The 13,872-nt window shown below is 31.1% G+C and carries 14 protein-coding genes; 3 read left to right on the plus strand and 11 right to left on the minus strand.

What is annotated here, in order from left to right:
* Positions 1–130: 130 nt before the first annotated feature.
* The 10 genes from HALHA_RS07985 to HALHA_RS08030 form a co-directional block, all read right to left on the minus strand.
* A complete protein-coding gene (locus HALHA_RS07985; protein WP_015327284.1) occupies positions 131–1,762 on the minus strand; it encodes a SulP family inorganic anion transporter in 1,632 nt (543 codons plus the stop codon).
* Positions 1,763–1,772: 10 nt separating this feature from the next.
* Positions 1,773–2,201, minus strand: a complete 429-nt coding sequence (locus HALHA_RS07990) for a Fur family transcriptional regulator (RefSeq protein ID WP_015327285.1) — start codon at positions 2,199–2,201, stop codon at positions 1,773–1,775.
* Between the two features lie 80 nt (positions 2,202–2,281).
* The gene (locus HALHA_RS07995) at positions 2,282–3,091 is read right to left on the minus strand and encodes a metal ABC transporter permease (protein WP_041608177.1); all 810 of its coding nucleotides are present in this window, start codon (positions 3,089–3,091) and stop codon (positions 2,282–2,284) included.
* Positions 3,092–3,101: 10 nt separating this feature from the next.
* Positions 3,102–3,809, minus strand: coding sequence for a metal ABC transporter ATP-binding protein (locus tag HALHA_RS08000; RefSeq protein WP_015327287.1), 708 nt, complete (start codon positions 3,807–3,809; stop codon positions 3,102–3,104).
* Entirely contained in the window at positions 3,784–4,770 is a 987-nt protein-coding gene (locus HALHA_RS08005) for a metal ABC transporter solute-binding protein, Zn/Mn family (protein WP_041607745.1), read from the minus strand. Before HALHA_RS08005 ends, HALHA_RS08000 begins: the two co-directional genes overlap by 26 nt.
* A 246-nt stretch (positions 4,771–5,016) precedes the next feature.
* Positions 5,017–6,057: a peptidoglycan DD-metalloendopeptidase family protein gene (locus HALHA_RS08010; protein ID WP_015327289.1), complete on the minus strand. Its 1,041-nt coding sequence runs from the start codon at positions 6,055–6,057 to the stop codon at positions 5,017–5,019.
* 95 nt (positions 6,058–6,152) lie between these two features.
* On the minus strand, positions 6,153–6,638 hold the full coding sequence (locus tag HALHA_RS08015; RefSeq protein ID WP_015327290.1) for a hypothetical protein: 486 nt from the start codon (positions 6,636–6,638) through the stop codon (positions 6,153–6,155).
* Between the two features lie 160 nt (positions 6,639–6,798).
* A complete protein-coding gene (locus HALHA_RS08020) occupies positions 6,799–7,437 on the minus strand; it encodes a flagellar brake protein (protein ID WP_015327291.1) in 639 nt (212 codons plus the stop codon).
* 86 nt (positions 7,438–7,523) lie between these two features.
* Positions 7,524–9,362: a HAMP domain-containing sensor histidine kinase gene (locus tag HALHA_RS08025; RefSeq protein WP_041607749.1), complete on the minus strand. Its 1,839-nt coding sequence runs from the start codon at positions 9,360–9,362 to the stop codon at positions 7,524–7,526.
* Positions 9,352–10,047, minus strand: coding sequence for a response regulator transcription factor (locus HALHA_RS08030; protein WP_015327293.1), 696 nt, complete (start codon positions 10,045–10,047; stop codon positions 9,352–9,354). Before HALHA_RS08030 ends, HALHA_RS08025 begins: the two co-directional genes overlap by 11 nt.
* 154 nt (positions 10,048–10,201) lie before the next feature.
* On the opposite strand from HALHA_RS08030, the gene HALHA_RS08035 reads away from it, so the two are divergent.
* A complete protein-coding gene (locus HALHA_RS08035) occupies positions 10,202–10,723 on the plus strand; it encodes a D-glycero-alpha-D-manno-heptose-1,7-bisphosphate 7-phosphatase (RefSeq protein WP_015327294.1) in 522 nt (173 codons plus the stop codon).
* A gap of 2 nt (positions 10,724–10,725) precedes the next feature.
* Here the strand turns inward: HALHA_RS08035 and pdxR are convergent, their stop codons facing one another.
* A complete protein-coding gene (gene pdxR, locus HALHA_RS08040; RefSeq protein ID WP_015327295.1) occupies positions 10,726–12,195 on the minus strand; it encodes a MocR-like pyridoxine biosynthesis transcription factor PdxR in 1,470 nt (489 codons plus the stop codon).
* A gap of 210 nt (positions 12,196–12,405) precedes the next feature.
* Here pdxR and pdxS point away from each other — a divergent pair, with 210 nt between their 5' ends.
* Both pdxS and pdxT read left to right on the plus strand, forming a co-directional pair.
* On the plus strand, positions 12,406–13,284 hold the full coding sequence (gene pdxS / locus HALHA_RS08045; RefSeq protein WP_015327296.1) for a pyridoxal 5'-phosphate synthase lyase subunit PdxS: 879 nt from the start codon (positions 12,406–12,408) through the stop codon (positions 13,282–13,284).
* Positions 13,285–13,290: 6 nt separating this feature from the next.
* A complete protein-coding gene (gene pdxT, locus HALHA_RS08050; RefSeq protein ID WP_015327297.1) occupies positions 13,291–13,872 on the plus strand; it encodes a pyridoxal 5'-phosphate synthase glutaminase subunit PdxT in 582 nt (193 codons plus the stop codon).

Consider the following 13,872-nt stretch of genomic DNA (forward strand, 5'->3'; position numbering starts at 1 on the left):
AGATAATAAAGATATACCTTTCCTCTAATTTCCACTAAAATAGTAACAAGGCTCTAATAAAATGTCAAACCAAAAATATCGATTAGAACAAGTTAGCTCACTTTTTCTTAAAATTTACTTAAGGGAGTTTTTATTTATTATCTTCTGCTGATTTGACTGCTTCAATAGTAGAGGATAATAATTCCTCTTTTGAATGAAAAATATTATCTTCTCCAATCATATCTATTATTCCTAAATTATCTAAAACTTCATAATGTTCTTCTTCTATCCCAGATAGAAATACTTGTTTTTCATTTTTTTGTACCTTAGTAATAAACTTCTCTAATTCTTTCACAGTAGTTATATCGATCCGACCAATATTCTTAATCCTAAATATAAATCCTTTAGCTGTTACTGAATTCAACTCTTCTTTAAAATTTTCTGCTGCACTAAAGTTTAAATCTCCTATTAGATCAATAACTATGTACTCATCCTCTGTTATTTTTTCTGGCTCTGTATAAGATAGTTTAGTATCAGACTCCTCATCATAACTAATATGGGACATATTAACCTTACTACTTTCTCTTAATACAATGCCTAATGAAATTAATACTCCCAAGTAAATTGCATACTCCAAACGAGGAAGTCCAATTGTAGCCAAAAGAGTAACACTAAAGATAAGCAAATCCGACTTAGTAGCTTTAAAAATTTGAATAACCTCATCTAAATCAATCATTCGCATTGCTACTACTATTACTAAAGCAGCTAGACTAGCAATTGGAATATACTTTAAAATTGGATTAAAAATTATAATAAATAAAATAATAATAATTGCTGTAAGAGTCTGGGCCAATTTAGTCTTAGCCCCTGCCTGATAATTAATAAAAGAATTAGTAAACGAGCCTGCACTCGCAAAACCATTATAAAAAGATGTACCTAAATTAACTAAGCCTTGGCCCAAAAACTCTTTATTTACTTTAACCTCTTCACCAGATCTATTCTCTAGTGATTTAACTACTGCCAAAGTCTGAATTAAACCTACAATAGCTACTGATAATGCCTTAGTATATATCTCACTTATAAATGTAAAATCAAACCTTGGAAGATCAAATTGAGGCAAAGATCCAGGTAATTTTCCTATCACTTTAATCTGATCAACTAATCCAAAGTAATAAACTACTAAAGTGGAAATAGCAATTGCTACTAAATAAGTAGGATATCTTTCATCAATTATTTCGCTAATTATAATACTAATAATTGTTACCAAACCTAAACTTAAAGCTATAGGATTAATAGCCTCTAAATGACCAAAAATGAAATATAAGGTCATAAAGATATTAGCTGTATTAGGGATTGATAATTGAAATAAATTACTTAATTGTCCTACCCCAATAATTATAGCTGTCCCAGTTGTTAAGCCAACTATAACAGGATGTGAAATATAATTTACTAATTTCCCTAATTTAAAGAGCCCAAAAAGAATTTGGAAGACACCTACTAAAAAAGTTAAGACTAATACAGCTGAAAAATAATTATCATCAGCTACAAAATCTAAGTTACTTGCTATAGCCATAGACATTAGATTTGTAGGGCCAACTATCATATGATTAGAAACTCCAACCAGAGAAGCTATTAACTTAGATACAACCGAAGTATATATTCCATAGATTGGATTAACCCCTACAATTAAAGCATACGCCATATTTTGAGGAATAGATAAAGCTGCTACCGAGGCTCCAGCAGTAATATCATCCTTAAAAGAAGTTAAATTATAATTTTTCATCTATTATCACTCAGCTTTCCTTATTTTCTTGACACTTAGGACATAAGCCATAAAATTTTATCCGATGCTCTATAATTTTATAACCTGTCTTAGTACTTAATTGATTATCAAATTGTTCTAAAGGGCACTCTAAAGGGCGAACCTCATCACATTCTAAACAGACTAAATGATGATGATGGTCATCAACTAGTTCAAATTTATTCTTCTGATCAGCAAAATTCAATTTGCGAACAATACCCTCGGCTACAAATTGATTTAAATTGCGATAAACTGTAGATAACCTTACTTTAGAGTTACTATCATCTAATTGACTAAATATTTCTTGAGCTGATATAGGGGTATCACTAGTAATTAATATCTTTAAAATAGCAATCCTTTGTTTAGTACATCTAATGCCCTTATTTTTTAATCTTTCTTCCCAATTTAATAATTGCTCCATTTAATTCACTTCCCCCTACCTAGTTATATTATAAAAATAAATAAATATCAAGCTACAATTGTAATTATCTTAATTTGATATTATAGATTAAACTGTTTAAAGCTCTGATATCCAATAACTATTAATAAACAACTTACACTAGATAAAATAATAGTACCTCCTGGGGCCAAATCTTGATAAAAAGAAATAAACAATCCCACATTAACAGCTAATAAGCCAAAAATAACACTATAAATGATTGTTTCCTTAAAACTTTTAGCCACTTGTAAGCTAGCTGCTACTGGTAAAGTTAACAATGATGAAACTAATAATCCGCCAATAATTCTCATTGAGATAGAAATAGTAATAGCTACTAAAATAATAAATAATAAATTAAGCAAAGTAACTGGTACCCCCACTAATTTTGCTTCTCCTTCATTGAAAGTTAAGAAGAAAAAACCATAATAAAAAGTAAAAATAACCCCCACAATTATAACTCCTAAAGGAATTATGGTTAATAAATCCTGCCTTGTAACTAAAGAAATACTACCAAACAAATAACTAAAAATTCCTGAACTGTTATTAGATAGACTAATCAATACTGTAGCTACTCCTAAGCCAGTAGCTAAAATAATAGATAATGATAATTCAGCATAGTCTTGATAATTCTTTCTTAATTTCTCAATACCTAAAGCTGCTATAACAGAAATTAGCAAAGCCATATAAACTGGATAAACTCCTAATATTATACCTAAGGCTACCCCTGCTAAAGCAACATGAGATAAAGTATTCCCAATTAATGACAATCTTTTTAAAACTAGAAAAACTCCAATCAAAGGACAAATAACAGCTATAATATTTCCTGCTATAAAAGCCCGCTGCATAAATGAATAAGTAAAAATCTCTAGCATTATTCCATTTTCACCGCCTAAAATAGTCATTATAATTAAAGTTTTCTGCTTGATGAGTAAATACTTGGCCCTTTTTAAAACACACAATTTTATCAGCCTGATTACTAATTACATGAATATCATGAGAAATCATTACTATTGTTATATCAAGTTCTTGACTTAAATTATTTAGCAACCTATAAAATTCTTCTTGTGCCTTAATATCTAATCCAACCAATGGTTCATCTAACAAAATAATTTCTGGTTGATTAATTAAAATCCTGGCAATAAAAATCCGTTGTTGTTGACCACCTGATAAGTTACCAATTTGTCTTGCTTTATAATCAAGCATACCTACTAAATCCAAAACCCGATCAATTTCATTCTCTAACTTATTAGTTAATAACTTAAAAAAACCCATCTTACGATATAAACTAGCTCCAATTATTTCTCTTACAGTAGCAGGAAAGCTATCATTAAAAGATCTTACCTTTTGAGAGACATAGCCAACTTTGGCCCAATCATTAAATTCTTCTACTGGAGTATTAAATAATTTTATTTGCCCCTGCATTGGTTTTAAAGAACCAGTTATTAACTTTAAAAGTGTACTCTTTCCTGAACCATTAGGGCCAATAAAAGCAGCAAAGTCCCCTTGATTAATTTTTAAATTAATCTTATTTAAAATAGTATCCTCCTTATAAGCAAAACATAAATTATTTATCTCTATTATTTCTTTCATTTTGACTCACCAAAGCCTTCTTTAGATTATTAAGATTTTCTTTCATCAATGAAAAATAATCTGCGCCTGCTACCTTTTCTTCTTGAGTTAAACCTGCTATTGGATTAAGGGGTAAAACTTTTAATCCAGCTTCTTGAGCAAGTACATTAACTGTTTTAGGGTTAGCTAGTGTCTCCATAAAGATATACTCTAAATTGTACTCTTTAGCCTTATCAGTTAGTTTTGCTAAAGTACTTAAGGAAGGTTCTTGATGAGGAGCCACACCTGTGACAGACAATTGTTTAAACCCATATCTATCAGCTAGATAACCAAAAGCAGCATGAGATACTAAAATATAATTTTGTTTTACTCCTTTTAAAGTAGATTTATATTCTTGATTAAGCTCTTCTATCTTATGAATAACTTGCTGATAATTAGCTTGATAAACTTTTTTATTTTTAGAGTCTAAACTAACAAATTGATTCTTTATTTTTTTAGCGATTTTTTTCATATTGATAGGATCTAACCAGATATGAGGATCATAACTGCCCTCTTTTTCTTTGTGTTCATGAGCTTTATGTTGCTCCCCAAAAGTTCTTAAATTTACTATCTGACTAATCTTTATTGTCTTAACACCCACATTTGTTAAATTTTGTACTGCTTTAGGAGCCCAAGATTCTACCCCCAACCCAATATAAAAAAACAAATCTGCTCTCTCCAGTTGGGCTATTTTTCGTGGAGAAGGCCGGTAACTATGTAATTCTGCTCCATTAGGAACAACCAAATTCACTTCTAACTTATCGCCAGCAATCTTACTCGCTAAATCGTATAGTGGATAAATACTAGTATAAACAGTTAATTGGCCTTTATTGATTCTTTGCGCATCAGATTTTAGTAAATTATCAGTTGAATTAGTACTTATCAATAATGAACCTACTACTAAAAATACTGCTATAAAGAAAATTAAAAACTTTTTCTTCATCATTCAAACCTCCTAATTTTATTGCAAATGATTTGCATCTAGCATCATAATCATACTAAAAAAGAACTATAGTGTCAAATACATCTTTATTTTTTACTTACTACAATTATTTTTTCCATATAACCTACTGCTATGCATCATTTACCATTGGGATGAATCCTCAACCTATCTTTTTTATGTTAAATAATAGTCGGCTAAGCTTATTACAAAAAATAAAAAAAGAGTGGGATTACCCACTCTTTCTCTCTAATTTAAATATTGCATTGGATTAACTGGCTCACTATCAATTAAAATTCTAAAATCAAGATGTGGTCCAGTACTTAAACCAGTATTACCTGATTTAGCAATAACCTCTCCTTGCTTAACATACTGACCAGCTCTAACTACTAATTCTGAATTATGAGCATACAAAGTAACTACTCCATTTCCATGGTCAATAGTAACCGTTCTACCAAACCCTTTAATCCAACCACTATGTAATACTGTACCTGCTTTAGCAGCTTTAACCGCTGTTCCTCTTCCTACAGCAACATCAATTCCACCATGAAAATCTTTCTTCTGTAAAATAGGATGAGTTCTCCAACCATAATCGGAGCTTATTCTCCCATTAACAGGCCAGATAAAATCTTTATCTACAGCTCTAACATTTTTAGAACTACCTGATAAGTCAATCACTAACTTAGGCATTGTCAATTCTTGACCAATCCTAATTCTATTACTGTTAAGATTATTTACTCTTTTAATTGTTCTAACTGTAGTATGAAATCTTTTAGCTAAGCTCTGTAAAGAATCACCAGATTGTACTGTATAAGGAACCATTTTATAAAAATCGGTTACTATAGCTCCTCCTAAAGCACTTTTAGGGATAATTAATTCTTGCCCCGGTCGAATCAAGTTAGAATCCAAATCATTAGCTTTTTTTACAACTTCTACTGTGATTCCATAGTCCTGAGCTAAATCGTATAAGGTATCTCCTGCTCTAACAGTATAGTTTTCATAACGAACTGCTTTTAGCAACTCTGTCCAGGTCTCTTCTCCTACAACCCCATCGGCTGGTAAACCACTCTGCTTTTGAAACTCTTCTATAGCATCTTCAGTACTTGGCCCAAAGATCCCATCAATCATTACCTTCTTTCCTAACATTACTAAATCTTCTTGCAATTTACGTACTGCTCGTCCATACATTCCCCGTTCTAAAATACGATAATTAGCTTCTGCAGTCTTAATAGTAAAGGAGCAAATCAACATAGTTAAAATAAATATTGCTGCTAGTTGTTTCTTTTTCACCATCCTACCTCCCATTTAATTAATAATCTGCATTGATTGCCAGATACAAATTAATTCTATCAAAATCATCGCTAAAATTAAATGGCAATCTTATCCTATCGTATAGTATTCCTATAAGCTTCTAAATTTATAACTTTATTGGAATTAGTATTTTGAGGTGGCGAATTAAACTCTGAATCTGATTCTAAGAAATCAGAAAATAAATCTTCTATATTCACTTCCTCCATTTCTGTTATATCTTCCATTTTAACCAGTTCAGTCTGATAATTAATTCGTCTGTATAATTCTTTTTCTTTAGCAGACAAATTATTTTCAAACTCTTCCATTTGCTTCTCTTGTTTAACTTGGATTTCCTTAAGTAACATCTTTTCTGCTGGAGGTAATTGTTCTTTAATTTGTTCCATAAAAATTTGATCCAAAATAAATTTTGTTTCTGCTAATTCTTCTAAACTCCAATCTCCTATAAATAGTTGTTCTAATTCTTCTCTAACATCATTATTCTGCACTGAAGCAATTAACTTATCACATTGAATCATCTCTCCACTGGGAAATATAATTTTAATCTTATTAGATTTAACCATATGAATCCTCCTTAATTACTGTCATTATTCAAAAGTTAACTACTAATTAATTTATTAGATAAACCTAATCCTTATACCTGCTAATTAAAAAATATTCTATTTAAATTCATTTTAAAAACAAAAAAACTGACCTGTTATTTTGGCCAGTAAAAAATTATAATTAAATTTTTCCTCTCTTTCTTAATTTTCTTTGTTCTTTAAATACCCATTCGATTATTTCTTCTTTCCAGACTTCTGGTAAATCAACGAATTCTACTCCTACATCATAAACTCGTTTCTCAGCCTCTGGATCTTGATTTGCTGTTATCCTCACAATCTCCACATCAATTATATTTACTGCTAAAGGAAGGAAATCTGATCTAACCTCTATCTTACTTCCTAACTCCAATCCAGCTAACTCTTTTATTCTAATCCTCATTCCTCCACCACTAATATCAAGTACTATTCCTTTTTTGTATCTGCTTTTTTTACTTTCTTTATATTCAATTTCTTGTTGAATAGGTACTCTGACATGCTTACGGCGTTGGATTCTTGTAAAGCCTCCCTGCTTTACTACCCAACAAGAATTATTAAGTCCATCTATATTTTTTACTTTTACATTTAACTTATATAAAGCACCATTCTTAATTAAAGACAACTTTAAAATTTGGCCCTGTTGAATAAAACCTACCTTTTCAACAGCACCAAAGAATCTCAATCTTATAGTATCTCGTTTTAAATTAATTATTTTAGCTCTGTACTCCTCTGTTTCCTGTTTGCTTATCTTAACAGATTGTCCAATAAAAACTTTATTTAGCAATAAATTACCTCCTTTCTAAACTTCCTTCTAAGGCCTATTATTCATATTTATGTTATCCATTTACTTATTATACCATACATTCAAGATTAATGAAAATAATTTTTAGGGAGCTTAAATTTAAATTTGCTTCCTTCTCCTTTGGTACTATCAACTTCTATTTTTCCTCCTAATCCCTCAACTATTTCCTTAACTATTGCTAATCCTAATCCAGTTCCTTCTTTATTGGGTTTACGTGCTCTATCAACTTGATAAAATCTCTCCCAAATATAAGATAATTCAGCTTTAGGAATTCCAATTCCATTATCAATAATGCCCACTACAACTTGATTTTTATTGTCTTTAATCTGTACCTTGATTTCTCCGTCGGAATCTGTAAACTTAATTGCATTACTAATTAAATTAATAACAACTTCTTTTAATTTGCTAGCATCGGTTTTAATAATTAACTCTTTAGATCCTTCAATAATAATTTCTCTTGCCTCTAATTTAGATTCTAGATTAATTATCACAGACTTAATCAAACTAATTAAATTCACCTCTTCTATTTCAAAATCAATTTGTCCTGCTTGTAAACGTGATAAATCTAAAATATCAGTTACTAAATCAGACATCCGATTTGTTTCTTTTAATACCCGATCTAAATATTCTTCTTCTAACTCTCTACTATTTACTACCCCATCTAAGATTGCCTCTAAATAACCTCGCACCGCTGTTAATGGAGTTTTTAATTCATGAGAAACATTTGCTACAAATAGCCTCCTCATTTGATCAAGCTTTCTAATTTCAGTTACATCACGTATTAAAATGATAATCCCCCATAATTGACCATCCCCACCCTTAACCGGAGCAGCCTGAGCTGTAATAATCTGGTCTTGCCATTCAAACTCTCTTTTAATCTCTTTTTTGTTAACTAGCACTTCTTCTACCAGATCAATTAACTCATTTGGAAAATAATCCGAAAAATTATAATTTATTATTTCTTCTTCAAGCGAAAAAATCTCTTTTAACTTAGGATTGGCTAACATAACCTTTTCATTAGCTGCAATTCCTAATACTCCTTCTGTCATACTAGTTAACATCTCTTTCATTCTAGTCTTTTCTTTAGCTAAAGCATTTATATTTTGGGCCAACTTTTGAGACATATAATTAAAACTAACTCCTAATTCTCCAATCTCATCATTTGGTAAATCACTTAACTGTTGATCAAAGTTACCCGCAGCTATCCTTTGAGCTTGTACTTTCATCTTTTGTAAAGGACGGGTAATTCCTCGAGTAATAAAATAACCTAATAACAAGGCTACTATAATCGCCCCTAAAGTAATTCTTAAAGTTAAATTTCTAATCTTAACTGCCATCTCTTGCAAACCATAAATAGGGGCTATTAAAAATAAAGCTAGCCTTTTGTCAGTCTCTACAGGAATCCCAACAGTAATTACGGGTTGACCTAACATAGGACTCATCCCTTTAAATACCACCTTTTCTCCTGCTAATACTTTATCTAATTCTTCTTTTAAACCTAGAGGATTATTTCTCATCATACCTTGGCCCATCATGCCATGGTTTTTCATTCCTAAATCCTTCATCATACCCTGCATCATTCCGTGGCCCATCATACCATTTACCATGCCCTGCATCATCCTACCCATCTGCCGACCTTGATTCACAATTTCTCCTGCTTGATCTATAACAACTAAACTAGTGTTTAACATCTTCTCTAGATTAGATAGTAGCTGGTTAATATTACCACTTTGGTCCTGTTTAATTAGGCGAGTAACTAATTTGCTCTTTCTTATTAATTCTTCTTGTTTAGCCTCAACAAAATAATCTTCTAAATACTGGGGAAGAAAAATAACCAAAACTGCTAAAATTAAAATAGGCAATAAAATATAACTGCCCATAATCTTATTAAATAAATTATTTATCATCTTTAGCACCAACAAATTTATATCCTACACCCCAGACAGTTTGGATATAATCAAGATCTAATTTATCTCTTAACCAATTAATATGTACATCAACTGTTCTCATATCTCCATAATGATCCATCCCCCAAATTCTATCATATAATCTTTCTCGCTTAAAAACCTGATTAGGATGCTGAGCTAATAATAACAATAACTCATATTCTTTAGGAGATAATTCAATTTCTTCCCCCTTTACTTTTACTTCTCTATTAATAGGATCAATCGCTAAATTAGAATAGATAACTAAATCTCTTTGAGGCTCATTATTCTGTTTACTTTGCTTTATTCTTTTAAAAATAGCCTTGGCCCTTGCTATTATCTCTCGGGGACTAAATGGCTTAGTTACATAATCATCTGCCCCTAATTCTAAACCTAATATACGATCAAATTCTTCACTTTTAGCTGATAAGAAAATAACCGGAACATCATTATTTTGCCTAATATTCTTAATCACTTCTAAACCATCTAATTTAGGCATCATTATATCTAAAATAATAAGATCTGGTTCATTGTTATCGGCTTTTTCTAGAGCCTCTGCTCCATCATTAGCTACCAGCACACTGCAACCTTCTTTTTTGAAATATAAACTAAGAATCTCATGAACATTCTGATCATCATCAACAATTAAAATTTCTTTATCTTCCATTTTTTATCACCTCGAAACCTATTAGTCCAATCAATTTATTTCTAGTATAACAAAGAACTATTAAGAAAATATTAAAAATAAAACTTTATTTATCTAATCTACTAATTTATAATTTACAATAAAGAATAAACATCTATAGAAAAGGAGATCTAATATGAATAAAGCTGTATTTTTAGACCGTGATGGTGTCATAAATAACTTTAAAAAACCTGTTAATACCCCCCAGGAATTAGAACTATACCCTTGGACTGCTAAAGCAATCAAGAAACTTAATCAAAGTGGTTATCAAGTCTATATTGTAACTAATCAAGGTGGCATTGAGTGTGGCTACCTCTCAGCAAAAGACTTAGCTAGGATTCATCAACACTTAATTATCACACTAAAGGAAGATAATGCTATAATAGATGATATTGAATATTGTCCGCACTTTAAAACCAAATGTGAATGTCGTAAACCTAATCCGGGTATGATCCTTAAATTAGCTAATAAATATAATATTGATTTAGACTTATCATTTATGGTTGGGGATCGTAAATCAGATATTATTGCAGGCCAAAAAGCTGGTTGTAAAACTATTAAAGTGGGAAGCAAATACCCCCAAGCTGATTTTTCCGTTGAAAACTTAGCTGCTGCTGTTGATATTATCCTAAAAGTTAAAACTCCTATATCTAACTAAACCTATACTAAAGGCAGTACTGAATTATCCCAAGTATCATCTTCTTTATCATTTAACTTTTGTTGTAATAAGGCCCCTAACCTCTTGACTCCTTCTTTAATTTCTTGCTTATTAACTGCTGCTATGCTTAATCTAATTTTATTTACCTGGGGTTGATTAGAATAAAAAGCAGCCCCAGGAGCAATATTAACTCCTTTTTTTAAAGACTTATCCTTAATTTTACTAGCAGATATACCTCTAGGTAACTCTAGCCATATATTAAGTCCACCGTTAGGTTTTGCAAACTCAATCTGATTGGGTAAATATTCCCTTAAAGCAACAATCATACTTTCATAGCGGACCTGATACGTCTCTTTTAGTCTAATTAATTGCTCTTCCCAAACTTCTTCTTTAAAATAAAGATCTAATACCCTTTGTACCAACCCATCAGTAAAAATATCAGACATATATTTAGATAATAAAATATCATTAAAATAGCAATCAGGAATAATCAAAAAAGCTAGTCTTAAACCCGGCATAAAGATTTTAGAGAAACTTTTAATATAAATTACTCTATCTGCTTTATCTAATGATTTTAGAGCATTACTTTCTTGGTCACTATAATTTAAATCACTTAAACAATCATCTTCAATAATCAATAGATCATGTTGATCAGCTAATTTGATAAGCTTCTCTTTCTTAGTTTGAGAATAACTATAACCTGTTGGATTTTGAAAATTAGGCATTAAATATAGAAATTTAGGCTTTATTTCTTTTAATTTAGCCTCTAAGTAAGTAATATCTATCCCATCTTCTTTTAGTGGAATCTCTACTATATTAGCCTGGCGGGATTTAAAAACAGAAATAGCTCCAGGATAAGTTGGTCGTTCTACAAAAACTGTATCTCCATAATCTAAAAATGTCTTGGCTAGAATATCAATTCCTTGTTGAGCTCCAGATACTATCTGTATCTCCTCTGGATTGGCACTTATATTATATCGATTTGCATAATTACTTATTGATTCTCGTAAAGGAAGATACCCTTGACTCTTTTGATAACCAAAAGCATACCCTCTATCTCTCTCTAAAACTTTATTTAACAATTTCTTAAAAGGAGCTATGGGAAATAAATCAGGAGTTGGAGCAGCAGTAGCAAAGTTAATCTCACCTGCTCGATCTAATTTAGTATCTTCATCAATATAAATTTGTTGATCCAAATCAGCTGCTTCTGCCTCTATTTTTATTTTTTTAGCTGGTGCTACAAAAGTTCCTCTACCTACCTTTTTATAAATTAGTTCTTCCTCTTCTAATAAATCATATCCTTTAACTACTGTTACATTATTGACTCCTAACTGTTTAGCTAACTTTCTAATAGGTGGCAACTTAGTATTAGGACTTAGTTTCCCTGCTTTGATTAAATCTCTAACTTGATTATACAATTGTAAATAAAGATAAATTGAAGATGATTTATCTAATTGTATGTCTTTTAGCATAACAATCACTCCTTAGTTTAAGATTAACAGCAAATATTTATCCAGTAATTACACCCATACAATCATTAATTATGAATAATCATTGTACCCCTCTTGACAATACAATATAAGGTTAATATAATCTATTATAGGTACAATAGTAAATTTTATTCTATTGCACCCATACAAATTATACTTTAAATTAAATTCACTGTAAAGGAGTTGAGTAGTATGAGTAACAGATATGGATTAAATAAGAATTTGGCCCAAATGTTAAAAGGTGGAGTAATTATGGATGTAACTACTCCCGAAGAAGCAAAAATTGCTGAAGAAGCGGGAGCAGTAGCAGTTATGGCTTTAGAGAGAGTTCCAGCTGATATCCGTAAAGAAGGTGGAGTAGCTAGGACATCAGATCCAGCTATGATCAAACAAATTATTGATTCAGTTTCTATTCCGGTAATGGCTAAAGCTAGAATTGGACACTTTGTAGAGGCACAAATCTTAGAAGAAATTGGAGTTGATTACATAGATGAAAGTGAAGTATTGACTCCAGCTGATGAAGATAATCATATTGACAAAACAAAATTTGATGTACCTTTTGTCTGTGGAGCTACAAGCCTAAATGAAGCTTTACGCAGAATTGGTGAAGGAGCAAGTATGATGCGTACAAAGGGTGAGGCAGGAACTGGTAATGTAGTAGAAGCAGTTAGACATATGAGAAAAGTAAATTCTCAAATTAGACAATTAACTACTATGGATAGCGAAGAATTAATGGCTGCAGCTAAAGAAATGAGGGCACCATTTGATTTAGTAAAGTATGTAGCAGAACATGGTGAATTACCAGTTATCAATTTTGCTGCTGGTGGAGTTGCTACCCCAGCTGATGCTGCAATGATGATGCAACTTGGTTGTGATGGTGTATTTGTTGGCTCTGGAATCTTCAAATCTGGAGATCCTGCTAAGCGAGCTGACGCAATTGTTAAAGCTACTGCTCATTATGATGATCCAGCTATCATAGCAGAAGTATCTGAAAATATTGGTGAAGCAATGGTTGGTATTAATATCGATACCTTAGATGAAGATGAAAAATTAGCTCACAGAGGATGGTAATTTATTATGATCACAGTAGGAGTACTAGATCTACAAGGAGGGGTTGCAGAACACCTTAAATCATTGGAGCAAATTCCAGAAGTCAATCCCATCCCAGTTAAAAAAAAAGAAAAACTAAATAACTTAGATGGATTAATTTTACCTGGTGGCGAAAGTACAACTATGGGAAAATTGATCAATATTTTTAATCTCAAGGAACCTATCATTAAATTAGCTAAACAAGGCACCCCGATTTGGGGAACTTGTGCAGGTATGATTTTATTAGCTCAAAAAATAAAAGACGAAACAAATCATCTAGGTCTAATGAATATTACAGTCCAAAGAAATGGTTATGGTAATCAATTAGATAGTTTTGTAGTTAAAAAAGCAATCCCTGAAATTTCTGATAAGAAGATTCCATTAGTCTTTATTAGAGCACCATATATTACAGAAGTTGGCCCTAAAGCTAAGATATTACTTAAATTAAATAATAAAATCGTAGCTGTTGAAGAAGATAATTTATTAGTTACTTCTTTTCATCCGGAATTAGAGGATGATTTAACTATGCATCACTACTTTATAGAAAAAATTAAAAATAATTCTATATAA

The sequence above is a fragment of the Halobacteroides halobius DSM 5150 genome (assembly GCF_000328625.1).
Classification (GTDB): Bacteria; Bacillota; Halanaerobiia; order Halobacteroidales; family Halobacteroidaceae; genus Halobacteroides; species Halobacteroides halobius.

Bases quoted from the DNA above. Each gene is read 5' to 3' on its own strand.
- pdxR (WP_015327295.1), bottom strand. From the start codon at position 12,195: ATGCTAAAAGACATACAATTAGATAAATCATCTTCAATTTATCTTTAT.
- pdxS (WP_015327296.1), top strand. From the start codon at position 12,406: ATGAGTAACAGATATGGATTAAATAAGAATTTGGCCCAAATGTTAAAA.
- HALHA_RS08030 (WP_015327293.1), bottom strand. From the start codon at position 10,047: ATGGAAGATAAAGAAATTTTAATTGTTGATGATGATCAGAATGTTCAT.
- HALHA_RS08000 (WP_015327287.1), bottom strand. From the start codon at position 3,809: ATGAAAGAAATAATAGAGATAAATAATTTATGTTTTGCTTATAAGGAG.
- HALHA_RS08005 (WP_041607745.1), bottom strand. From the start codon at position 4,770: ATGAAGAAAAAGTTTTTAATTTTCTTTATAGCAGTATTTTTAGTAGTA.
- pdxT (WP_015327297.1), top strand. From the start codon at position 13,291: ATGATCACAGTAGGAGTACTAGATCTACAAGGAGGGGTTGCAGAACAC.
- HALHA_RS08015 (WP_015327290.1), bottom strand. From the start codon at position 6,638: ATGGTTAAATCTAATAAGATTAAAATTATATTTCCCAGTGGAGAGATG.
- HALHA_RS08035 (WP_015327294.1), top strand. From the start codon at position 10,202: ATGAATAAAGCTGTATTTTTAGACCGTGATGGTGTCATAAATAACTTT.
- HALHA_RS07995 (WP_041608177.1), bottom strand. From the start codon at position 3,091: ATGCTAGAGATTTTTACTTATTCATTTATGCAGCGGGCTTTTATAGCA.
- HALHA_RS07985 (WP_015327284.1), bottom strand. From the start codon at position 1,762: ATGAAAAATTATAATTTAACTTCTTTTAAGGATGATATTACTGCTGGA.
- HALHA_RS08025 (WP_041607749.1), bottom strand. From the start codon at position 9,362: ATGATAAATAATTTATTTAATAAGATTATGGGCAGTTATATTTTATTG.
- HALHA_RS07990 (WP_015327285.1), bottom strand. From the start codon at position 2,201: ATGGAGCAATTATTAAATTGGGAAGAAAGATTAAAAAATAAGGGCATT.